Annotated in this window: 17 protein-coding genes; 2 read left to right on the top strand and 15 right to left on the bottom strand. The window is 62.6% G+C overall.

What is annotated here, in order from left to right; translation table 11 throughout:
- Positions 1–11 precede the first annotated feature (11 nt).
- The 5 genes from IMX18_RS19530 to IMX18_RS19510 all read right to left on the bottom strand — a co-directional run bounded on the left by IMX18_RS19530 (position 12) and on the right by IMX18_RS19510 (position 6,693).
- Entirely contained in the window at positions 12–1,388 is a 1,377-nt protein-coding gene (locus IMX18_RS19530) for an L-serine ammonia-lyase (RefSeq protein WP_015269079.1), read from the bottom strand.
- Between the two features lie 202 nt (positions 1,389–1,590).
- Entirely contained in the window at positions 1,591–4,446 is a 2,856-nt protein-coding gene (gene gcvP, locus IMX18_RS19525; RefSeq protein WP_015269080.1) for an aminomethyl-transferring glycine dehydrogenase, read from the bottom strand.
- Between the two features lie 11 nt (positions 4,447–4,457).
- Positions 4,458–4,841, bottom strand: coding sequence for a glycine cleavage system protein GcvH (gene gcvH, locus IMX18_RS19520; RefSeq protein WP_015269081.1), 384 nt, complete (start codon positions 4,839–4,841; stop codon positions 4,458–4,460).
- 340 nt (positions 4,842–5,181) lie between these two features.
- Complete coding sequence (locus tag IMX18_RS19515; RefSeq protein ID WP_217190035.1) at positions 5,182–6,267, bottom strand: SDR family oxidoreductase; 1,086 nt, start codon at positions 6,265–6,267, stop codon at positions 5,182–5,184.
- Between the two features lie 3 nt (positions 6,268–6,270).
- A complete protein-coding gene (locus tag IMX18_RS19510; RefSeq protein ID WP_217190036.1) occupies positions 6,271–6,693 on the bottom strand; it encodes an ester cyclase in 423 nt (140 codons plus the stop codon).
- 118 nt (positions 6,694–6,811) lie between these two features.
- Between IMX18_RS19510 and IMX18_RS19505 the strand changes: the two genes are divergently transcribed.
- Positions 6,812–7,714, top strand: coding sequence for a LysR family transcriptional regulator (locus IMX18_RS19505; protein ID WP_023661115.1), 903 nt, complete (start codon positions 6,812–6,814; stop codon positions 7,712–7,714).
- Positions 7,715–7,730: 16 nt separating this feature from the next.
- On the opposite strand, the gene gltS is transcribed toward IMX18_RS19505, so the two are convergent.
- The 7 genes from gltS to arcD (IMX18_RS19470) all read right to left on the bottom strand — a co-directional run bounded on the left by gltS (position 7,731) and on the right by arcD (IMX18_RS19470) (position 16,349).
- Positions 7,731–8,927 (bottom strand): sodium/glutamate symporter, encoded by a 1,197-nt coding sequence (gltS, locus tag IMX18_RS19500; protein WP_217190037.1) that lies wholly within the window; start codon positions 8,925–8,927, stop codon positions 7,731–7,733.
- A gap of 453 nt (positions 8,928–9,380) precedes the next feature.
- Positions 9,381–10,889 (bottom strand): sigma-54-dependent transcriptional regulator, encoded by a 1,509-nt coding sequence (locus tag IMX18_RS19495; RefSeq protein ID WP_015269086.1) that lies wholly within the window; start codon positions 10,887–10,889, stop codon positions 9,381–9,383.
- A gap of 168 nt (positions 10,890–11,057) precedes the next feature.
- Positions 11,058–11,426 (bottom strand): DUF5064 family protein, encoded by a 369-nt coding sequence (locus IMX18_RS19490; RefSeq protein WP_013971111.1) that lies wholly within the window; start codon positions 11,424–11,426, stop codon positions 11,058–11,060.
- A gap of 55 nt (positions 11,427–11,481) precedes the next feature.
- Complete coding sequence (gene arcC / locus IMX18_RS19485) at positions 11,482–12,411, bottom strand: carbamate kinase (RefSeq protein WP_003257953.1); 930 nt, start codon at positions 12,409–12,411, stop codon at positions 11,482–11,484.
- A 143-nt stretch (positions 12,412–12,554) separates the two neighbouring features.
- Positions 12,555–13,565 carry an ornithine carbamoyltransferase gene (locus IMX18_RS19480; protein WP_013971112.1) on the bottom strand — a complete coding sequence of 337 codons (1,011 nt, stop codon included), beginning with the start codon at positions 13,563–13,565 and terminating at the stop codon, positions 12,555–12,557.
- Positions 13,566–13,634: 69 nt separating this feature from the next.
- Entirely contained in the window at positions 13,635–14,888 is a 1,254-nt protein-coding gene (arcA, locus tag IMX18_RS19475) for an arginine deiminase (RefSeq protein ID WP_003257954.1), read from the bottom strand.
- Positions 14,889–14,921: 33 nt separating this feature from the next.
- A complete protein-coding gene (gene arcD / locus IMX18_RS19470) occupies positions 14,922–16,349 on the bottom strand; it encodes an arginine-ornithine antiporter (protein ID WP_015269087.1) in 1,428 nt (475 codons plus the stop codon).
- A 435-nt stretch (positions 16,350–16,784) separates the two neighbouring features.
- Here arcD (IMX18_RS19470) and arcD (IMX18_RS19465) point away from each other — a divergent pair, with 435 nt between their 5' ends.
- On the top strand, positions 16,785–18,212 hold the full coding sequence (arcD, locus tag IMX18_RS19465; RefSeq protein ID WP_013971114.1) for an arginine-ornithine antiporter: 1,428 nt from the start codon (positions 16,785–16,787) through the stop codon (positions 18,210–18,212).
- Here arcD (IMX18_RS19465) and IMX18_RS19460 read toward each other — a convergent pair.
- The 3 genes from IMX18_RS19460 to IMX18_RS19450 all read right to left on the bottom strand — a co-directional run bounded on the left by IMX18_RS19460 (position 18,192) and on the right by IMX18_RS19450 (position 22,064).
- Complete coding sequence (locus IMX18_RS19460; RefSeq protein ID WP_013971115.1) at positions 18,192–18,608, bottom strand: YbaN family protein; 417 nt, start codon at positions 18,606–18,608, stop codon at positions 18,192–18,194. The genes arcD (IMX18_RS19465) and IMX18_RS19460 overlap by 21 nt on opposite strands.
- Positions 18,609–18,664: 56 nt before the next feature.
- Complete coding sequence (locus tag IMX18_RS19455; protein WP_015269088.1) at positions 18,665–19,258, bottom strand: biliverdin-producing heme oxygenase; 594 nt, start codon at positions 19,256–19,258, stop codon at positions 18,665–18,667.
- Positions 19,259–19,460: 202 nt separating this feature from the next.
- Positions 19,461–22,064, bottom strand: coding sequence for a TonB-dependent receptor (locus IMX18_RS19450; RefSeq protein ID WP_217190038.1), 2,604 nt, complete (start codon positions 22,062–22,064; stop codon positions 19,461–19,463).
- Between the last annotated feature and the right edge of the window lie 220 nt (positions 22,065–22,284).

The raw sequence follows: 22,284 nt of genomic DNA, 5'->3' as shown, positions 1-22,284 counted from the left end.
TTGTTGTCGGGTCAACATTCGATGATGTTGACGGCCAGGCCGCCACGGGCGGTCTCTTTGTATTTGCTTTTCATGTCGGCGCCGGTCTGGCGCATGGTGCGGATGACCTTGTCGAGCGACACGTAGTGCTGCCCGTCGCCGCGCAAGGCCATGCGCACCGCGTTGATCGCCTTCACCGAGCCCATGGCGTTGCGCTCGATGCAAGGCACCTGGACCAGCCCGCCAATCGGGTCGCAGGTCAGGCCCAGGTTGTGTTCCATGCCGATTTCGGCAGCGTTTTCCACCTGTTGCACGGTGCCGCCCATCACCTCGCACAGCGCGCCGGCGGCCATCGAACAGGCCACGCCAACCTCGCCCTGGCAGCCTACTTCGGCACCGGAAATGGAGGCGTTTTCCTTGTACAGGATGCCGATGGCCGCGGCGGTGAGCAGAAACCGCACCACCCCGTCCTCGTTGGCTCCCGGTACGAAGCGCATGTAGTAATGCAGCACCGCCGGGACAATGCCCGCCGCGCCGTTGGTCGGCGCAGTGACCACACGCCCGCCGTAGGCGTTTTCCTCGTTCACTGCCAGGGCATAGAGGTTGACCCAGTCGAGCACCGACAGGGCATCGCGCAGGCTGGCCTCGGGATTGCGGCTCAGTTGGCGGTACAACGCCGGCGCCCGGCGCTTGACCTTGAGCCCGCCCGGCAGGATGCCTTCATGCTGGCAACCGGCTTCGACGCAGTCCTGCATCACCTGCCAGATGCGCAGCAGCCCGGCACGGGTTTCCGCCTCGGGGCGCCAAGCCGCCTCGTTGGCCAGCATTACCTGGCTGATCGACAGGTTTTGCCCGGTGCAATGGCCGAGCAGCTCCTTGGCGGTCTTGAACGGGTAGGTCAGCGGTGTGCTGTCCTCGACGATGCGGTCGTGGCCGGCAGCGTCCTGGTCGACCACGAAACCGCCGCCCACCGAGTAGTACTCGCGGCTGCGGATTTGCAAGCCGGCCTCGTCGAAGGCGCGGAAGATCATGCCGTTGGGGTGGTAGTCCAGCGGCTTGCGGATCATCGCCAGGTGCTGCTTTTCGATGAACGCGATGCTGTGCTCGCCGAGCAGGTTCAGCCGACCGCTGTCGCGGATGGCCTGCAGGCGGGCAGGGATGGTGTCGGTGTCGATGACATCGGGGTGTTCGCCTTCAAGGCCCAGCAGCACGGCCTTGTCGCTGCCGTGGCCCTTGCCGGTGGCGCCGAGCGAGCCGTACAGCTCGGCCTTGACGCTAACCGTGCGGGCGAGCAGGCCATCACGACGCAGCCCTTCGGCGAAACGCGCGGCGGCGCGCATCGGGCCGACCGTGTGCGAGCTGGAGGGGCCGATGCCGATCTTGAACAGGTCGAAGACGCTCAAAGACATTGCTCATTCCCTCCGAAAGGTAAGGCGAGTGCTGCGCACTCGATCGCCGGCAAGCCAGCTCCCACAGGTACTGCACCAGCCTTGGAAAACAGGTGAGCCCTTTAGGGCTGGCAAGCCAGCTCTCACAGGTATTGCTCCAGCCTTGGGTGCGGTGAGGCCCCTGTGGGAGCTGGCTTGCCGGCGATGAGGCCAGAGCGCCGGGTCAGGCGTCCTGATAGCTCTCGATCGACGGGCAGGCGCACACCAGGTTGCGGTCGCCGAATACGTTGTCGACCCGGCCGACCGGCGGCCAGTACTTGCCTTCCACCAGGCTTGGCAGCGGGTACACCGCCTGCTCGCGGCTGTAGCCATGGGCCCATTCGCCAACCAGTTCGGCCGCAGTGTGCGGGGCGTTCTTCAGCGGGTTGTCGTCCTTGTCCAGGCTACCGTTCTCGACCGCGCGAATTTCTTCTCGGATCTGGATCATCGCGTCGCAGAAGCGGTCCAGTTCTTCCTTGGACTCGCTTTCGGTCGGTTCGATCATCAGCGTGCCCGCCACCGGGAAGGACATGGTCGGGGCGTGGAAGCCAAAGTCGATCAGGCGCTTGGCCACGTCGTCGACGCTGATACCGCTGGTGTCCTTCAGCGGGCGCAGGTCGAGGATGCACTCGTGCGCCACCAGGCCGTTGCCGCCGGTATAGAGAACAGGATAGTGCTCTTCCAGGCGACGGGCGATGTAGTTGGCGTTGAGGATTGCCATCTGCGAGGCACGCTTGAGGCCGGCACCGCCCATCATGCGGATATACATCCAGGTGATCGGCAGGATGCTGGCGCTGCCGAACGGCGCGGCACAAACCGCGCCCTCGGTGTTTTCCAGCTGCGCGTGGCCGGGCAGGAACGGCGCCAGGTGCGACTTGACGCCGATCGGGCCGACGCCCGGGCCGCCACCGCCGTGCGGGATGCAGAAGGTCTTGTGCAGGTTCAGGTGGGAAACGTCGCCGCCGAACTTGCCTGGGGCGCACAGGCCGACCATGGCGTTCATGTTGGCGCCGTCGATGTACACCTGGCCACCGTTGTCGTGGATGATCGCGCAGATTTCGCCGATCGCTTCCTCGAACACGCCGTGGGTCGACGGGTAGGTGATCATGATCGCGGCCAGGCGCTCGCGGTGCTCGATGGCCTTGGCGCGCAGGTCCTCGACATCGACGTTGCCGCGGGCATCACAGGCGGTGACCACCACGCGCATGCCGGCCATGTGCGCGGTTGCCGGGTTGGTGCCATGGGCCGACGACGGGATCAGGCAGATGTCGCGGTGGCCTTCGCCACGGCTGCGGTGGTAGGCGCGAATGGCCAGCAGGCCTGCATACTCACCTTGGGAACCGGCGTTGGGCTGCAGCGACACGGCGTCGTAGCCGGTGGCGGCGCAGAGCATGGCTTCCAGCTCGGTGGTCATCTGCAGGTAGCCCTGGCTCTGCTCGGCGGGGGCGAACGGGTGCAGGTTGCCGAACTCGGCCCAGGTGACCGGGATCATTTCGCTGGCGGCGTTCAGCTTCATGGTGCACGAGCCCAGCGGGATCATGCTGCGATCCAGCGCCAGGTCCTTGTCGGCAAGGCGGCGCAGGTAGCGCATCAGCTCGGTTTCGCTGTGGTAGCGGTTGAATACCGGGTGCGAGAGGATGGCCGACTGGCGCAGCAGGGCGGCAGGCAGCAGCGAGCCGGTGCTGGCGGCCAGCGCGTTGAAGTCCGGCTGGGCCTGGTCGCCACCGATCAGTTGCCACAGGGTCTCGACATCGGCCTGGCTAGTGGTTTCGTCCAGCGACAGGCCCACGTGGGCGGCGTCGATCTGGCGCAGGTTGATGCCCTGGGCGCGGGCCTTGTCATGCAGGCTGGCAGTGGCGCTGCCGGTGGCCAGGGTCAGGGTGTCGAAGGCGCTGGCGCCCACTACCTGCACGCCCAGCGTCTTCAGGCCGGCGGCCAGGATCGCGGTCAGGGCATGGGTACGTTCGGCGATGCGCTTGAGGCCGGCCGGGCCGTGGTACACGGCGAACATGCTGGCGATGTTGGCCAGCAGCACCTGGGCGGTGCAGATGTTGCTGGTGGCCTTTTCGCGGCGGATGTGCTGTTCGCGGGTCTGCATGGCCAGGCGCAGGGCGGTCTTGCCGAAGCGGTCGATCGACACGCCGACCAGGCGGCCTGGCATGTCGCGCTTGAATGCGTCACGGGTGGAGAAGTAGGCCGCGTGCGGGCCACCAAAGCCCAGCGGCACACCGAAGCGCTGGGCGCTGCCGATGGCCACGTCGGCACCGAACTCGCCCGGCGGGGTCAGCAGGGTCAGGGCCAGCAGGTCGGCGGCCACGGCGACCAGGGCGTTGGCGGCGTGGAAGCGCTCGACCACTTCGCGGTAGTCGAACACTTCACCGTTGCTGGCCGGGTACTGCAGCAGGGCGCCGAAGAAGGCGCTGACATCGCCCAGCTCGCGTTCGTCGCCGACCACGATCTCGATACCCAGCGGCTCGGCACGGGTGCGCAGCACGTCGAGGGTTTGCGGGTGGCAGTGCACGGAGGCGAAGAAGGCGTGGCTGGCCTTGTTCTTCGACAGGCGCTTGCAGAAGGTCATGGCCTCGGCCGCAGCTGTGGCTTCGTCGAGCAGGGAGGCGTTGGCGATCGGCAGGCCGGTCAGGTCGCTGATCAGGGTCTGGAAGTTCAGCAGCGCTTCCAGGCGGCCCTGGGAAATTTCTGGCTGGTACGGGGTATAGGCGGTGTACCAGGCCGGGTTTTCCAGCAGGTTGCGCAGGATCGGCGCCGGGGTGTGGGTGTTGTAGTAGCCCTGGCCGATGTAGCTCTTGAACAGCTGGTTCTTGCCGGCGATGGCCTTGAGCGCGGCAAGCGCGTCGGCTTCGCTCTGCCCGTCGTGCGAGCCGAGCACGCTGGTGCCCTTGATGCTGTCAGGGATGACCGCTGCGGTCATGGCTTCCAGCGAGTCGAAGCCGAGGGCGGCCAGCATGGCCTGCTCGTCAGCGGCGCGCGGGCCGATGTGGCGGGCGATGAATTCGTTGGCGGTGCCGAGGTTGATGGTCATGGCGGGGTTCCTCAGGCGTCGTCGTTGGCTTTGATCAGGCGGTCGTAGGCGTCTTGGTCGAGCAGGGCGGTGACTTCGCTCATGTCGGCCGGGTTGAAGCGGAAGAACCAGCCGTCTCCCAGCGGGTCTTCGTTGACCAGCTCGGGGCTGTCGTTGAGGGCTTCGTTGACGGCGACCACTTCACCGGCCAGGGGCATGTACACGCCGCTGGCGGCTTTCACCGATTCCACGGTGGAGGCTTCGGCGCCTTTGTCGTACTGCTGCAGCTCTGGCAGTTGCACGTAGACCACATCGCCAAGGGCGTTCTGGGCGTAGGCGGTGATGCCCACGGTAACGCTGCCATCGGCTTCGACGCGCAGCCATTCGTGATCTTCAGTGAAACGCAACTCGCTCATGGGGAATCCTCGGGAAGCAGGGCGTTAGGCGCGGTGGCTCCGCGCTCTTGGGGTTGGGATTCCCTTAGCAAAAATGCGGCCAATCGTTAAAAAACCTTTTAAATCAATATGTTAATTGTTTTACGTATTCAGTTTGTCATTCTTGTGGAATGAAAACGCTACAGCGGGAGGGGGATGGAAAAGGGTTTGGGGATCAAACCCTTGCACTGCCGTATCTGAATGTGTGTGTATCGATTTGAATACGGTGTATTTAAATCGATACGGTATTGCCTGCGGGGTGCCAGCCTGGCACCGCTGACCGTTTCGACATTGTGCGAGTATTTTTGCGGTCATGGTGTAACTACTTCCTGGTCCTGGTCCTGGTCCTGGTCCTGGTCCTGGTCCTGGTCCTGGTCCTGGTGGGCGCGCTATGTTGTTCAAACCAGCCGTGGTCACGATACCACGCCACCGTATCGGCGATTGTCAGCTCCAGCGCCCGAAAGCTCAGGCCAAGCGCGTGCTCGCTTTTGCTGTGGTTGAAACGCGTACGATCCTTTTCGCGTACCAGCAGGCGCAGCGTGGCCAAGCTCAGCAGGATGGGCTGGCCGGTGAGCCGTGAATACATTTCCTGTACTGCGGCCAGGCAGAATAACAACGGCAACGGTAAATGCCGCGCGGGCGTTCGTACGCCGGCCAGACGGCCTACTATTGGTACCAGTTCAGCCATGGTCATATGTCGCCCGGCCGCCAGGTAGCGTTCGCCGCTTCGTCCTTGTGTGGCTGCGGCAATCTGCGCCAACGCTACATCGCGGGCGTCGACCACCGAGAAACTACCCGGGATCAAGCCAGGCAATTTGCCGCGCACGACATCGTTGACCAGTTGCCCGGCTGACGTAGGGCCGATGTCGCCAGGGCCCCACATCCAGCCGGGGAGCACCATGCAGGCGTGCATGTCGGGGCAGGCATCGAGAAACTCAGTCACGACGCGGTCGGCGAGGAGCTTGCTGCGGTAGTAGTCATCTGCATCTGCTTCGGCCCGCAGGCATGTCTCATCGATCGACGTGCCTGGTGCCCCGTCGAGCACTGCAATGGACGAGGTATGGATAAACCGCCGGATGCCGGCCAGGTAGGCTTGCTCCAACAGGTGGCGGGTACCGGTCACGTTGATCTGCTCGAGTGCTTGCCAGTGGCTACCGCCTTTGTAGTTGTCACGAAAGAACGCTGCAGTATGGAACACCGTATCGCAGCCGCGCAGCGACGCCGCGAAAGCGTCGACATCGGCCATGTCGCCTTCGACCAGCTCTACTTCGGGCAGATCAGCGAACTGTTGTTCCCCCTTTGCTCTTGACCGCACCAGCCCTTTGACCGTGTAGCCATGAGCGACCAGTTCACGGACCAGGTTGTTGCCCAGCAAGCCGGTTGCTCCGGTAACGAACACATTGCGCATGGCTCAACCCTCGCTCTGTTCGGCAGATGGCTTCAACATGGCACTGTCGAAAAACACCACTTCACGGATGGCCAGGCCATTTCTGAAGGTGAAGTGCGCCGCATAATGCACGCAAATCCGACGCCCATGGGCCGGAACGATCACGCCTGCTGGCAGCAGCAGCGGGGCAGTGAAGGTGCCGGTCAGGACGGCGGTCATTGCCAGCCGATCGTCCGAGACCATGAATGGGGTCAGGGCCACCTGGGCATCAGGGAGTGCGCTGAACAGCGCCATCTCCCGCGCGCGCATGGCTTCGTGCCCGGTTTGGGTCGTCATGCCGTCCAGGTACACGAAGTCTTCGTCGACCAGTGCCAGCAGCCCTTGCACATCACGCTGGTTAAAGGCATTGGCGGCGCGTTGGGCATAGTCCTTGGGGCTAGTCATCATGCAATCCATTCCATTTGTTCAGAGGGGCCCAAGGTATACTCCCGCGCTTGCTGTCGAAAAACAGCGCCTACTGCATAGTGGGTTTGCGAATTTGCAGACCAGGGAGAGGCCAGCACATATGGCATTGCAGGAAAACTGGGACGATCTTCGGCTGCTATTGGCCGTATCGCGGCGTGGCAGCTTTCTTCGCGCTGGCGAGTTGCTGGGTATTGCACCATCGACCGTTTCGCGTCGCCTGACCCAGCTTGAGGCTGCATTGGGCGAGCCGCTCGTCGAGCGGGGCGTAGAGGGATGCAGGCTGACCTCGCGCGGTCAATCGCTGGTCGAAGTGGCCCAGGCAGCAGAAGCTGGGCTACGGCGCCAGACGCCTGCTGGCGCAGCCGAGCTGCCTTGCGAACTCTCTGGCACTGTGCAGGTGAGCGCAGGGGAAGGCTTCTCGACTTGCGTACTGGAGGCGGCCAATCGCTTCACCGGACTACACCCGGGGTGCTCGGTGGAGTTGACCGTGACCGCCGACTTCCACAAGATCGTCCGGGGTGTGGCGGACATTGCCGTGCGCACGGCCCACCTGGGTGAGCCCTCACTGATTTATCGGCCGATAGGCCGGCTTGGCTATGGTGTGTTCGCCGCTGCTGGTTACCTGCACCGTTTTCCGGGGGTTACCCCTGCGACGGCGGTCAATATCGGCCTGCTTCCGCCGCTGGACGTGTTGCCGCAAGTACGTGCGGCAAAGGCGGGGGGGCTGGAACGTGCGCCGATCCGCGTGACCTCGTTCAGCGCACAGCTCGAATCGGTGAGACGAGGCATGGGGGTGGCGGTACTGCCCCGGATTCTGGCCAAGGATTTGATCGAGTTGTTCGTCGACCTTCCCCTTCCAGATTTGGAGGTCTACATGGTGACCCGGCCACAGGCATTGAAGCAGCCTCACATAAAGTGCTTTTTCTCGATCCTGGAGGAAATGCTGCACCAGGCCCTGTCTACGGATTCTGGGCAGGACCTGGCGCAGCAACATACCGGCTGAGCGTTCAGCGTCTGGCTCAAAAGAACGGCAACGCCAGATACAGCTTGATCACGATGACATTGATGATGTCGATGAAGAACGCCCCCACCATCGGCACCACCAGGAAGGCAATGCGCGAGGCTCCGTAGCGCTGGGTCACCGCTTGCATGTTGGCGATTGCCGTTGGCGTTGCACCCAGGCCGAAACCACAGTGCCCGGCAGCCAGTACCGCTGCATCATAGTTGCGGCCCATGACCCGGAACGTGACGAATATCGCGAACAGTGCCATGACCAATGTCTGTGCGGCGAGCAATGCAAAGAATGGTAATGCCAGCGCTGAAAGGTCCCACAACTTGAGCGACATCAAGGCAATGGCCAGGAATAACGACAAACTCACATTGCCCAATACCGAGACTTCCCGTTCGAAGACTTGATAAAAGCCGAGCGCCGAAAGGCCGTTTCGCAACACCACGCCCACAAACAACACGCAAACGAACGTAGGCAGTTCAAACGCAGTGCCTTTCAGCATACCGTTAAGTAACGAGCCTGCGAGCAAACTGACAGCGATCAGCGCCAATGTTTCGATAAATGAAAACGGCGTGATCAAGCGTTCTTTGTCTGGTTGTTCGAAACCCTTGGGCAGTTGTGGTGCTGGTTCTTCGATACCAGGTGTCGTTACCCGTCTGATCAGCAACCGGGCGACCGGGCCACCAATCAGGCCACCCAGTACCAGGCCGAAGGTAGCTGATGCCATTGCCAGTTCGGAGGCCGACGCCAGACCGAACTTTTCGGTGAAAGTGGCCCCCCACGCGGCGCCTGTACCGTGACCGCCGGACAAGGTAATAGAGCCGGCCAGCAGGCCCATCAGCGGGTCGAGGCCCAGCGCCGTTGCCAGGCCGATACCCATGGCGTTCTGGACCAGCAACAAGCCGGTCACCACCAGCAGGAACACGGTAACCACGCGGCCACCTTTTTTCAGGCTGGCGAAGTCCGCACTCAAACCGATGGTGGCGAAGAATGCCAGCATCAGAGGAGTTTGCAGTGAAGTATCGAATTGCACGTGGATATCGAAACTGCGCAACGCCAGGAACGCCAAGGCCACTACCAGGCCGCCAGCGACAGGTTCCGGAATATTGTAAGTGCGCAGGAAACCAATACGCGCGACCAGGCCGCGCCCCAATAACAGTACCAAAGAGGCGGCTACAAGCGTCCCGTAAAAATCGATTTCAAACATCAGGTGCTCTCGTTATATCCAGTAGCGGACCACTTCCCGCTATGGGGCGGACAAGTGGGGTGACAGGTGGGAATACACTGTCACCATTCTACGAGGCATACGTGGGAGAGTATCTTTCACTGGCGTAGGAAAAGCCTGAATAACAACCGGGTTATTACAATAACTATCAGGGGCCGCTTTGCGGCCCATCGCAGGCAAGCCAGCTCTCACATGGCACAACACATGACTCATTGGTTCAGCGAGGTACTGTAGGAGCAGCCTTGTGCTGCGAAGAGGCCGGTACTGACAAAGCCTGTCTATTGCTTGTACCGGCCTCTTCGCAGCACAAGGCTGCTCCTACAAAGGACGCTTCAATCGAGCGATATTTGTTCTCTGCGCGACAGCGCAGCCCAAAAGGGCTGGCTTGCCTGCGATGGGCTGCGTAGCAGCCCCGTTGACGCTATCTGACAGGTATCAGGCTTTGCTCGGTATTCCATATTTGCGCAGGCGCTGCGCAATGGCGGTATGTGAAGTTTGCAAGCGCCCGGCCAGTTGCCGCGTGGATGGGTAGCTGGCGTACAGGCGTTGCAGCAGTTCGCGCTCGAAATCACTCACGGCCTGTTCCAGGCTGGCCACTTCGCCGTCCTGACCACGGGCCACCGAGGTGCCGGCGATGTCCAGGTCACCAATATCCACCAGGTTGCCCTCGCAGATGGCTGCGGCGCGGAATATCACGTTCTGCAGCTGGCGCACATTGCCCGGCCAAGGGTTGGCCAGTAGCGCCGAATGGGTGGCCGGGGTCAGCCTGCAGGGTGGACGCTGGATCTGCGTGCAGGCCTGCTGCATGAAGAAATGCGCCAGCATCAGGATGTCCTGGCCACGGTCGCGCAGCGGTGGCACTTGCAGATTGAGCACGTTCAGGCGGTAGAACAGGTCTTCGCGGAAGCTGCCTTCGGCGACCATGCGCTCCAGGTCGCGGTGGGTGGCGCTGATGATGCGTACATCCACCTTCACTTCGCGGTCACCACCCACCCGGCGGAAGCTGCCATCGCTGAGAAAGCGCAGCAGCTTGGCCTGCAGGTATGGCGACATCTCGCCGATTTCATCGAGGAATACCGTGCCCTGGTTGGCCAGCTCCATCAGCCCGGGCTTGCCGCCCCGTTGTGCGCCGGTGAAGGCCCCGGGGGCGTAGCCGAACAGTTCGCTTTCGGCCAGGCTCTCGGGCAGCGCAGCACAGTTCAGCGCCAGGAATGGTGCCGCGTGGCGGCTGCTGATGGCGTGGCAGGCGCGGGCTACCAGTTCTTTGCCGGTGCCGGTTTCGCCATGCACCAGCAGCGGTGCATCGAGCGCCGCCACGCGCAGGGCGCGGGCCTTGAGGGTGCGGATGGCCGGTGACTCGCCGAGCAAGGCATCGAAGCCTTCGGCATGGTCGTGGTGCAGGGCCGACAGGCGTTCGCCCATGCGCGTAGGCGGGTACAGCGTCAGCAGGCCACCGGCGTTGGTGATCGGCATGGCGTCCAGCAACAGGCTCTGGCCGTTGAGCTGCATCTCGCGCATGGGCAGGTGGAAGTTGTTGTCCAGCAGGGCCTGCAGCAGCGCCGGGTCGCCGAACAGCTCACCCACCGAGCGCCCGGCCGATTCGCGGCCGCACAGTTCGATCAGCGCCGGGTTGGCCAGCAGCACCTTGCCGGCACTGTCCACGGCCAGCACCGGGTCGCTCATCGCAGCCAGCAGGGCATCGAGCTGCAGGTGCCGGCGTTGGCCAGGGAGGATGTCGACCACGTCCACCGATTGCACGCCATGTACCTCGAACAGCGCGTCGTGCAGTTCTTCGAGCACGGCGGGGCTGAGGGTAGGGGCGTCGATGTAGACGTTCGGCGGGACCATCTCCACGGCGTCCAGATTGAGGTTGCGGGCACCGAGCAGGGCGAGGACTTCCTGGGTGATGCCGACGCGGTCGATGAAGCTGACGTGGATGCGCATGGGGAGGGTGCGGTTGTGGCTGGGGGAGGGCGGTAGTATGCCTCAACATTGTCGGGGCCGCTTTGCGGCCCATCGCGACACAAGGCCGCTCCTACAGGTACAGCGCCACACCCTGTAGGAGCGGCCTTGTGTCGCGATGGGCTGCAAAGCAGCCCCCGGATCCTGAAATCACTCCAGATGTTCAGGCTTGATCGGATCGCCCGATTTCACATCCAGCTTTTCGCGAATGTCCGCGAACATATGGTCATAAAGCTTGTGCGGCGAGCTCAGGCTCTCGAACTTCTTCGGTGGCTTCAGGTACGACTGCGCCCTTCGGCTCAACTGCATGAGGAAGCTGGGCAATACCTGGTCCTTGGCCAGGAAGAACTTTTCTTCCACTGGCTTGCCTTCGATGCTGCCATGCATCTTGAACTGGATGCCTCTACCTTCCTTGGGGTCCGACACTGCCTCGTATTCGATGTTCAGGTCATAGCTGTGGTCATTCTGGTTCAGCGCGGTGCGCTCGATGTGTACATGACCGGGTTGGTACTGGGCCATGGCAAGCTCCTTTGGAAGGTCGAAAATGGCGGACGCTGGCGCCCGCCTACTGCATTCAACGGTAGCTGATCCCCGGCTTCGCGGTGGAAACGCGCGTGCCGGCGGTGCCTTTGACGATGTCTTCGATGTTCTCCAGCGAACTGATCACTGCCACTTTGCCGGTGTTGCGGGCAAAGTCGCAGGCGGCCTGCACCTTCGGCCCCATGGAGCCGGCGGCGAAGCCAAGGCGTTCGAGTTCGTCGGGGTGGGCCTGGGCAATGGCCTTTTGTGTGGGCTTGCCCCAGTCAACATAGGCCGCATCGACGTCGGTGGCAATGATCAGTAGGTCGGCGTCCAGCTGCTCTGCCAGCAGGGCCGAGCACAGGTCCTTGTCGATCACCGCCTCGATGCCCTTGAGCTTGCGGTTCTCATCGTACATGGTGGGGATGCCGCCGCCGCCGGCGCAAATCACGATGCTGCTCTTTTCCAGCAGCCACTTGATCGGGCGGATCTCGAAGATGCGTTTGGGTTTCGGGCTGGCCACCACTCGGCGGTACTTGTCGCCGTCGGCCTTGACCACCCAACCCTTTTCCTTGGCCAGGCGCTCGGCCTCTTCCTTGCCATAGACCGGGCCGATGAACTTGGTCGGGTCCTTGAAGGCGGGGTCGTTGGCGTCCACTTCGACCTGGGTCAGCAGGGTGGCGAACGGCACTTCGAAGGCCAGCAAGTTGCCCAGTTCCTGTTCGATCATGTAGCCGATCATGCCCTCGGTCTCGGCCCCAAGCACGTCCAGCGGGTAGGCCTCGTCGGGCTTGTAGGACAGGCCCTGCAGCGACAGCAGGCCAACTTGCGGGCCGTTGCCGTGGGCAATGACCAGTTCGTTGCCTGGGTGGATCTTGGCGATCTGTTCGGTGGCGGTGCGAATATTGGCGCGCTGGTTGTCAGCGGTCATGGGCTCGCCGCGACGCAGCAGGGCGTTGCCGCCCAATGCAACAACGATACGCATGGGGAATGTCCTTTGCGGATATAGGGTGAGCGCCTCGATCCATTGTGGGAGCTGGCTTGCCGGCGATCACCGGCGAAGCCGGTGCCATGCACCGAGTTGCCTGTATCGCCGGCAAGCCAGCTCCCACAGGATCGAGGTGGTTGTCAGAGGTCAGCCAGTGTCGACACCAGGATCGCCTTGATCGTGTGCATGCGGTTTTCCGCCTGCTCGAAGGCGATGCAGGCCGGCGACTCGAAGACGTCGTCGGTCACTTCGATACCGTTGGCCAGGTCCGGGTACTGTTCGGCGATCTGCTTGCCTACCTTGGTTTCGGAGTTGTGGAACGCCGGCAGGCAGTGCATGAACTTGGTCCGCGGGTTGCCGGTGGACTTCATCAGCTGTGCATTCACCTGATACGGCTTGAGCAGCTTGATGCGCTCACCCCAGGCTTCGATCGGCTCACCCATCGATACCCACACGTCGGTGTGCACGAAGTCCACACCCTTGACCGCGGCAACCGGGTCTTCGGTGAGAGTGATGCGTGCGCCGCTTTCCTCGGCGTACTTGTGGCAACGTTCGACCAGGTCGTCATGCGGCCACAGCGCCTTGGGCGCGGCGATGCGTACGTCCATGCCAAGCTTGGCGCCGATCAGCAGCAGCGAGTTGCCCATGTTGTTGCGGGCGTCGCCCAGGTAGGCGTAGCTGATGTCGTGCAGCGGCTTGTCGCTGTGCTCGCGCATGGTCAGCACGTCGGCAATCATCTGGGTTGGGTGGTATTCGTCGGTCAGGCCGTTGAACACCGGAACGCCGGCGAACTTGGCCAGCTCTTCGACGATTTCCTGCTTGAAGCCCCGGTACTCGATGGCGTCGTACATGCGCCCGAGCACGCGGGCAGTGTCCTTCATGCTTTCCTTGTGGCCGATCTGCGAGGAGGTCGGGTCGATGTAGGTGACATTGGCCCCCTGGTCATAGGCGGCCACTTCGAAGGCGCAGCGGGTACGGGTAGAGGTTTTTTCGAAGATCAGCGCGATGTTGTTGCCTTTCAGGTGCTGCTGCTCGGTACCGGTGTACTTGGCGCGCTTGAGGTCGCGGGAAAGGTCCAGCAGGTAGCGCAGCTCACGGGTGGTGTGGTGTTCCAGGCTGAGCAGGTTGCGGTTGTGAATATTGAACGCCATGACTTTTCTCCTTGAGTTTGGTGAACGCACCGGCCGCCGCTTTATGAGGGCGGCCGGGGGTAATGGTCGTTAGTAGTCGATCGGGTCGCGCACGATCGGGCAGGTCATGCAGTGGCCGCCGCCCCGGCCCCGGCCCAGTTCGCCGGCACTGATGGTGATGACCTCGATCCCGGCCTTGCGTAGCAGGGTATTGGTGTAGGTGTTGCGGTCGTAGCCAATGACCACGCCCGGTTCCATGGCCACCACGTTGTTGCCGTCATCCCACTGTTCGCGCTCGGCGGCAAAGCTGTTGCCACCGGTTTCGACCACGCGCAGCTTGACCCCAAGCTGCTCGCCCACCACCTCGATGAACGACTTGTTCTCGCGGCGCACGTCCATGCCGTAAGGCTTGCTTTCGTCCGGGCGGATGATGAACGGCACGATCTCTTTCACCACTTCCGGGAAGACCGTGACCAGGTCGCGGTCGCAGAAGCTGAACACGGTGTCCAGGTGCATGGCAGCACGGGATTTCGGCAGGCCGGCGACGATGACTTTTTCCACCGCGCCCTTGGCGAACAGGTTTTGCGCCAACTGGCCGATGGCCTGGCGCGAGGTGCGCTCGCCCATGCCGATCAGCACGATGCCTTTGCCGATCGGCATCACGTCACCGCCTTCGAGGGTAGCGTTGCCGTGGTCCTTGTCCGGGTCGCCGTACCACACCTGGAAGTCGGCGCCGGTGAACTCCTTGTGGAACTTGTAGATGGCGGTGGTCAACAGGGTTTCCTGGCGGCGCGCCGGCCAGTACATCGGGTTGAGCGTGACGCCGCCATAGATCCAGCAGGTGGTGTCGCGGGTGAACTGGGTGTTGGGCAACGGTGGCAGGATGAAGCTGGAGTGGCCCAGGTAGTCGTTGTACATCTTGACCACGCTGGCGCCTTCGCTTTCCGGCAAGTCCTGGCCTGCCACGCCGCCGATCAGGAACTCGGCCAGATGGCGTGGCTCGAGGCCTTCGAGCCAGCTTCTCACTTCGTTGGTCAGGCCGACGCCGACAGTGTCGGAGGTGATCTTGCGATCGAGGATCCACTTCAGTGCTTCGGGTTGCTGGACGATGTCGGTCAGCAGGTTGTGCATCTCCAGCACATCCACGCCACGCTCGCGCATCTTGGTGACAAAGTCGAAATGGTCACGCTTGGCCTGGTCGACCCAGATCACGTCGTCGAACAGCAGCTCGTCACAGTTGCTCGGCGTCAGGCGCTTGTGCGCGAGGCCCGGCGAGCAAACCATCACTTTGCGCAGTTTGCCGGCTTCGGAGTGGACACCGTACTTCTGTTTTTCAGCGGACATGATTTCATTCCTCCAGTTGAACGAAGACGTGGGTCAAAGGGTCAGGAAGCCGTCGTACAGGCCAAAGGCTGCCACCAGGGCACCGATGACCACGGCTGCGAAGATCAGTTTTTCCACGTTGGTGAAGACAGGTTGGCCAACCTCACGCTTGGCCTTGGCGAACAGGATTGCGCCAGGTGCGTAGAGCAGGGCCGAGAGCAGCAGGTATTTCACGCCACCGGCGTACAGCAGCCAGACGGCGTACAACAGGGCGATACCACCGATCACCAGGTCCTTCTGCCGTTCGGCCAGGGCCTGCTCGTAGGTTTCGCTACGCAGAGCCAGCAGGAAGGCATAGGCGGCCGACCACAGGTAGGGCACCAGGATCATCGAGGTGGCCAGGTAGATCAGCGACAGGTAGGTACTGCTGGAGAACAGCGTGATCACCAGGAAGATCTGCACCATGGCGTTGGTCAGCCACAGGGCGTTGGCCGGTACCTGGTTGGCGTTCTCGCGGCGCAGGAACTCCGGCATGGTATGGTCCTTGGCGGCGGCGAACATGATCTCGGCGCACAGCAGCACCCACGACAGCAGGGCCCCGAGCAGCGAGATGATCAGGCCGACGCTGATCAGTACCGCGCCCCAGTGGCCGACCACATGCTCCAGTACGGCAGCCATCGACGGGTTCTGCAGCTTGGCCAGTTCTGGTTGGGTCATGATGCCCAGCGACAGCACGTTGACCAGCACCAGGAACAGCAGCACGGTGACGAAGCCGATGACCGTGGCCTTGCCCACGTCAGAGCGTTTTTCCGCCCGCGACGAGAAGATGCTCGCACCCTCGATGCCGATGAACACCCACACGGTGACCAGCATCATGTTGCGCACCTGGTTCATCACGCTGCCCAGCTCTGGCGTACCTACCGCCCAGATGTCGGCGGTGAAGATGTCGAGCTTGAAGGCGAACAGGCAGATCAGGGCGAACAGCAGCAGCGGTACCACCTTGGCCACGGTGGTGATCAGGTTGATGAATGCTGCTTCCTTGATGCCGCGCAGCACCAGGAAATGCACGGCCCACAGCAGCACTGATGCGCCGATGATGGCGGCCGGGGTGTTGCCTTCGCCGAAGATCGGGAAGAAGTAGCCCAGGGTACTGAACAGCAGCACGAAGTAGCCGACGTTGCCCAGCCAGGCACTGATCCAGTAGCCCCAGGCCGAGGAGAAGCCCATGTAGTCGCCAAAACCGGCCTTGGCGTAGGCATACACCCCGCCATCCAGGTCAGGCTTGCGGTTGGCCAGGGTCTGGAACACGAACGCCAGGGTCAGCATGCCGACCGCGGTGATCGCCCAGCCGATCAGTACAGCACCAACCCCTGCGCTGGCAGCCATGTTTTGCGGCAGCGAGAAGATCCCGCCACCAATCATCGAACCGACGACAAGTGCAACTAACGCGCCGAGCTTTAGTTTTCCGGATGAATCAGACATTTAACAACTCCTGCCAGGAGAAAGTTGACGACAGAGTAAATCCGACGCCGCTGCCATTCGCTGACTTGGGTCAGTTCATGGCGACGTGAAGTAGGAAAATTCCTTCACGAAGCTCCTGGAGAGTGCCGACAACTTATGCCGCAGGCCTTGCATGCTGGCACCTCCATGTCCATCTAGAGCAAACGCTCTGTTCAGCCTGCGATGCTTGACGCTAGCCGTTTTTGCCGCTTTCGCAAATTTTTCACAAGAATTTCGAGTTTTATCGGATTCTTTTCTAGTTGCTCCGGAGCTGCTAGGTTTTACTCAAAAGCTGGCATAGACAAAGCAGTTATTAGTGCTATAGCTTCATTGGTCAGGATCATTATAAGTAGCAACACTTATATGGACCGCATGGCTGTTTCAAGCCCATGACAGTGCGCAAAAAAAGGAAGGCTCATGAGCGAACCGGGACAGAAGCTGCGCCTGGGCGCGCTGATCGCATTGGTGGTCGGCTCGATGATTGGAGGCGGGATCTTCTCGTTGCCGCAGAACATGGCGGCGCGTGCCGATGTGGGGGCTGTGCTGATCGGTTGGGGTATCACCGCAGTCGGCATGTTGGCCCTGGCTTTCGTATTTCAGACCCTGGCCAACCGCAAGCCGGAGCTGGACTCGGGAGTGTACGCCTACGCCAAGGCCGGCTTTGGCGAGTACATGGGTTTTTCCTCGGCCTGGGGCTACTGGATCAGTGCCTGGCTGGGCAACGTCGGCTACTTCGTGCTGCTGTTCAGCACCCTGGGTTTCTACTTCCCGGTGTTCGGCGAGGGCAACACGCCAATCGCCATCGGCTGCGCTTCGCTGCTGCTCTGGGCGGTGCATTTCCTGGTGCTGCGCGGCATCAAGGAAGCAGCATTCATCAACCAGGTGACCACCGTGGCCAAGGTGGTACCGTTGCTGATTTTCGTGGTGATCGCGGCGTTCGCCTTCCGCGCCGATATCTTCACACGTGACATCTGGGGCCTGAGCAACCCGCAGTTCGGCAGCGTGCTGGAGCAGGTGCGCAACATGATGCTGGTCACCGTGTTCGTGTTCATCGGTATCGAGGGCGCCAGCGTGTATTCCGGGCGCGCCCAGCGCCGCTCGGATGTGGGCAAGGCCACGGTGATCGGTTTCCTGGGGGTATTGGCGCTGCTGGTGCTGGTCAACGTGCTGTCGCTGGGGGTGATGACCCAGCCGCAACTGGCCGGGCTGCAGAACCCGTCACTGGCTTCGGTGCTGGAGCATATCGTCGGGCCATGGGGTGCCTTGCTGATCAGTATCGGCCTGGCGGTTTCGCTGCTTGGCGCGCTGCTGTCGTGGGCGTTGCTGTGTGCCGAGATCCTCTACGCCACGGCGCGGGACAAGACCATGCCGCGTTTCCTGGCCAAGGAAAACGCCAACCATGTACCGGCCAACGCCCTGTGGCTGACCAACTGCATGATCCAGGGCTTCCTGCTGATCACGCTGTTTTCCGCCGGTACCTATACCAGCCTGATCTACCTGGCCTCGTCGATGATTCTTGTGCCCTACCTGTGGTCGGCGGCCTACGCCGTGCTGCTGGCGGTACGTGCAGAAACCTACGACGAGCAGCCGGCCCTGCGCCGCAAGGACCTGCTGGTGGCGCTGGTTGCCCTGGTATATGCCGTGTGGCTGTTGTACGCCGGCGGGCTGAAGTACCTGCTGCTGTCGGCGCTGCTGTACGCGCCGGGCGTGATCCTGTTCGCCAGGGCCAAGCATGAGCAGGGTAAAACCTTGTTCACCACTTGGGAAAAGCTGATTTTCGCTGCCGTGCTGGCAGGTGCCGCGCTGGCGGCCTATGCCCTGTACTCAGGGCTGCTGAGCTTGTGACGGGGCAGGGCAGGGGGCGTGCTCGGGGCGGGACCAGATCCACAGGTTGCCCAGGGTCATGCCGGCAATGGCCAGGAACACCGGCCAGCGGTGTTCCAGGAACGTCAGCATCAGGCCCGCGCACAGCAGCATGCTGAGGGTCGCGCTGACCTTGGCCCGGCGCTGGATCACCTTGCCATTGCGCCAGTTGTGCAGGATCGGCCCGAACAACCGGTGGTTTTCCAGCCAGGCAGACAGGCGCGGCGAACTGCGTGTGGCCGCCCAGGCAGCCAGCAGGATGAATTCGGTGGTCGGCAGGCCGGGAATGACGATCGCGACCAGGCCCACGCCCAGGCTCACGTAAGCCAAGGTCGCATACAGCAGGCGGGCGAGTTTCGAACGGGCGGGTCGGGTCATGGTCTCACTGCATGGAAGCGGTTCGGCCACCGGTAGGGTGGCCGGGGTATGGCGTGTCAAACCAGCGCGGCATCTGCAGCATAGGCATGCTTGAGCAGCTTGGTGAAGCGCTCGAAGGCAGCAACTGCGCCGCGTTCGGCAGCGGCTTCCTCTTCGGCCGACAGGGCCAGGCCATCAAGAATGCGGGTGAACTGTTTCCAGCCTTCGGCACGGCCACCGGCCGGTTCGCCCAGGTGTCGGGCACCGAAAGTTTCGGACAGTTCCAGGGCCACGGCACGCTTGATCAGAAACGCAGCGCCCAGTTTGGAGCCTTCGGAGACGAAGATCCAGCCCATTGCCTCGCCCAGGCTCGGGTTGCGCAGGGCCCCCGGTACGGCTGGCGGTACTTCGGTGTCGAGGTCGGCGAGGTCCAGGCGGGCCTGTTCGGCACGGCAGCGCTCGGCCAGGTCGGGGATGATGGCGATCAGTTGCGGGTCGTTGTACAGGGCCTGCAGCTCGGCCTGGAACAGGTACTGGGCGACCACGAAGCGGGCGAAGCTTTCGCGGCTGTCGAAGGGCGCGTGGGCTTTGACCAGGGCATCCAGTTCGGCGTGGGGGGCGTGGGTGATCTGGTTGAGGCGCTGGGAGCGCAGGGCTGGGCGGTCGGTCATGGGGCAGTCCTTGGAAAAGGGGGCGTCTAGAGACAAGACGAAACAGCGGGGCTGGGACAGTAAAAAAATCGGGTTTTCGTGTTGCCTGTACTGGCCTCTTCGCGGGCTTGCCCGCTCCCACAGGTCCATCGCAGGCCCAAGGCTTGCGCAGTATCTGTGGGAGCGGGCGAGCCCGCGAAGAGGCCGGTACAGACGCAAGGGGTCAGATATCCCAAACCACATTGATGCCGAAGTTGCGCCCCGGCATGGTCAGGCGGTCGATGTTGGCCGGCTGAGTCACGGCCGCTTCACCCTGGCCGTCGTAGCTGCGTACCGAATCCCACTGCCAGTACTTCTTGTCGGTGAGGTTGTACAGGCCGGCGTTGATGGTCACGTCGTCGGTGACCTTGTAGTAACCGGTCAGGTCCAGCACCCCGTAGCCCGGGGTGCGGAACTTGGAGCTCGAGCCGTCGGGCGAGTAGAAGGTGCTGTCGTCGACGCGGGTCTTGCGCTTGACCAATGTCCAGCTCAGCAGGCCGCCGTAGTGTTGTTGTTCGTAACCCAGGCCGAACACGCCCTTGAGCGGGTTGACGCTGTTCAGTGGCTCGCCGGTGTCATCGTTTCGGCCATAGGTGTAGGCGATCGAGCCCTGGGTATACAGGCCCTGCGGCGCACCGAAGTGGTCGAGGTTCAGGCGGCCCTTGACCTCGGTACCCTTGATGGTGGCGTGCTTGATGTTGTTGGCCTTGAAGGTCTGCTCCAGGTTGGCGCTTTGTACGGCATCTTCGTCGATGAAGTCGCGGTACTTGTTGTAGAACACCGCCACGTCGAAATTACCGGCGTCGAAGTTGCCACGCAGGCCGGTTTCATAGCTTTTGCTCTTTTCGGGTTCGAGCCCCGGGTTGCCTTCGACGCGGTAGCCTTGCTCGATGTTCTCAAACTTCCCGTACATGGATTTGGCGGTCGGGGTGCGGAAACCTTCGGCGTACTGGCCATACCAGGTGTAGTTGTCGCTGAAGGCGTAGGTCAGGCCGAACTTGGGCGAGACGCGGTGCCACTTCTTGTCCGAGTCGTCCTGGGAGGTAGGTGCGGTACCGCTGGACTCCAGGCCACGCAGGAATTCCTCGGTGAACCTGGGCTCCATGCGCGTGTAGTCGTAACGGGCACCAGGCATGAAGGTCCAGTTGTTCCAGCGGATTTCATCCTGCACGAACAGGCTGTAGGTGTTCACCGTCGGGTCCGGGAAGTCGCTGACCAGGGCCTGGCCGTCTGCCGGGCGCTCGGCGCCAGCGGCAGAACAGCCTGAACCAACGGCCAGGCAGGTACCGGTGCCGCTGCGGGAACCGGTGACCTTCTCGTGCTTGAGGGTGGTGCCGTACGTCAACAGGTGGTCGGTGGCGCCGAGGCTGAAGGCCTTGTCCAGCTGGGCGTCGAATACCCACTGGCGGTCCTTGTACAGGGTGTCTCGGGTACGCAGTACCTGACGGCCAGGCGGTGCGTAGACTTCCTCGGTGTGCTGGTCGGTCTTGGCGATCTGGTAGTTCAGGCTCCACTTCACATGGTCGGCGATCAGCGAATCCAGGCCGAACTCATGGTTGATGCCAAAGCGTTCGCGGGTGATGGTGTCGTTGCCATTGCGCGCCTTGTAGTACCCCGAGGCACCAAAGCCAGGAATGAAAGGCCCGCCCACCGCACTGAGGATGTTCTGGTCGCGGTCATCCTTGTAGCGCTCGTAGGTGAAGCCCAGGCGCGCTTCGTCGGCGTAGTTCCAGCCCAGCTTGGCCAGCACGTTTGTGGTGCGCACGTCCATCGGGTTGGCTTCGGTACGCGCCAGGCCGTCACCGCTGTGGCCGCCGTGGGTCTCGGTTTCGTGACCGTTGCGCTGGCTCAGGTGCAACAGGCCGTCGAAGTCGCCTTGGCGGCCGGCGACGGTGGCCGAGGTCAGCCAGCTTTCGTCGGCCGAGCTGTAGCCGGTCTTCAGGCGGGCACCGGCGTCCTTGCCAGGCTTGATGATGTCGTCCGGGTCTAGGGTGAAGTAGCTCACCGCCCCGCCGATGGCGTTGCTGCCATACAGCACCGAGGCCGGGCCGCGGAGGATTTCCACACGCTTGACGATCTCCGGGTCAACGTAGTTGCGCTGGGTCTGGGCGTAGGGGCCGAAGAAGAAACTGTCGGGGATCGACACGCCGTCCACCTGGGTGAGGATGCGCTCGCCATCGATACCACGGATGTTGTAGCCGTTCAGGCCGCTGCGCTGGCCGGTGCCGGCTACCGACACACCCGGTTCGTAGCGCACCAGGTCCTGGATGTTGTTCACGTTCTGCCGGTCCAGTTGCTCGCGGGTCTGCACGCTGACGGTGCTCGGCACCTGGCTGACGTCCTGGGCGCTGCGGGTGGCGCTGACTGTCACCTGCTGCAGGGCAATCACATTGGCGCTGGCCTGGCGTTCGAGCACCACATTGCCGTTGCTGATCTTGCGAAAGCCCAGGCCGGTGCCGTGCAGCAGGCGCTTGAGCGCGGCTTCCGGTGGTAGCGAACCCTGCACCCCTGGCGATGCCACGCCGTCGGCCAGTTCGGCGCTGAAGCCGACCTGCCAGCCGGTGACCTGGCTGAAAGCATTGATGGCCGTAACCAGCGGCTGCTGGCCGATGCTGAAGCGGTAGTCGCCCATGCGCGGGCTGCTGGCCTGTGCCGGCTCGGCGGCCAGCGCCGGCAGGCTGATGGCGCCACTGGCGAGCAGGGCCAGGTTCAGTAGGGAAAGGCTCAGGAGGGACAGTTGCCCTCCATGGCGAGGAAGGGTGGAGGGGCGGGTAGGACCTGTGGACATCGGAAGCGCTCCCTGACGCGCGGACTGTTATAGGTGATGGCTGTCCTCGTTTTCAAACGAGAATCAGTTGCATTGGCTATAACGAGACGGGCGGGGTAGCGTGACTGCGTAAAAATAAATTCAGGGGACCATGATCATGTGCTGCCTGCACGGGCCTCATCGCCGGCAAGCCAGCTCTCATAGAACAACACATGACTCATTGGTTCGGCGAGGTTCTGTA

The organism is Pseudomonas shirazica (assembly GCF_015168335.1).
In the GTDB taxonomy this organism is placed as follows: Bacteria; Pseudomonadota; Gammaproteobacteria; order Pseudomonadales; family Pseudomonadaceae; genus Aquipseudomonas; species Aquipseudomonas asiatica.
Note: the sequence above shows the minus strand (reverse complement) of the source record. Positions and strands in the feature narration are given on the sequence as shown.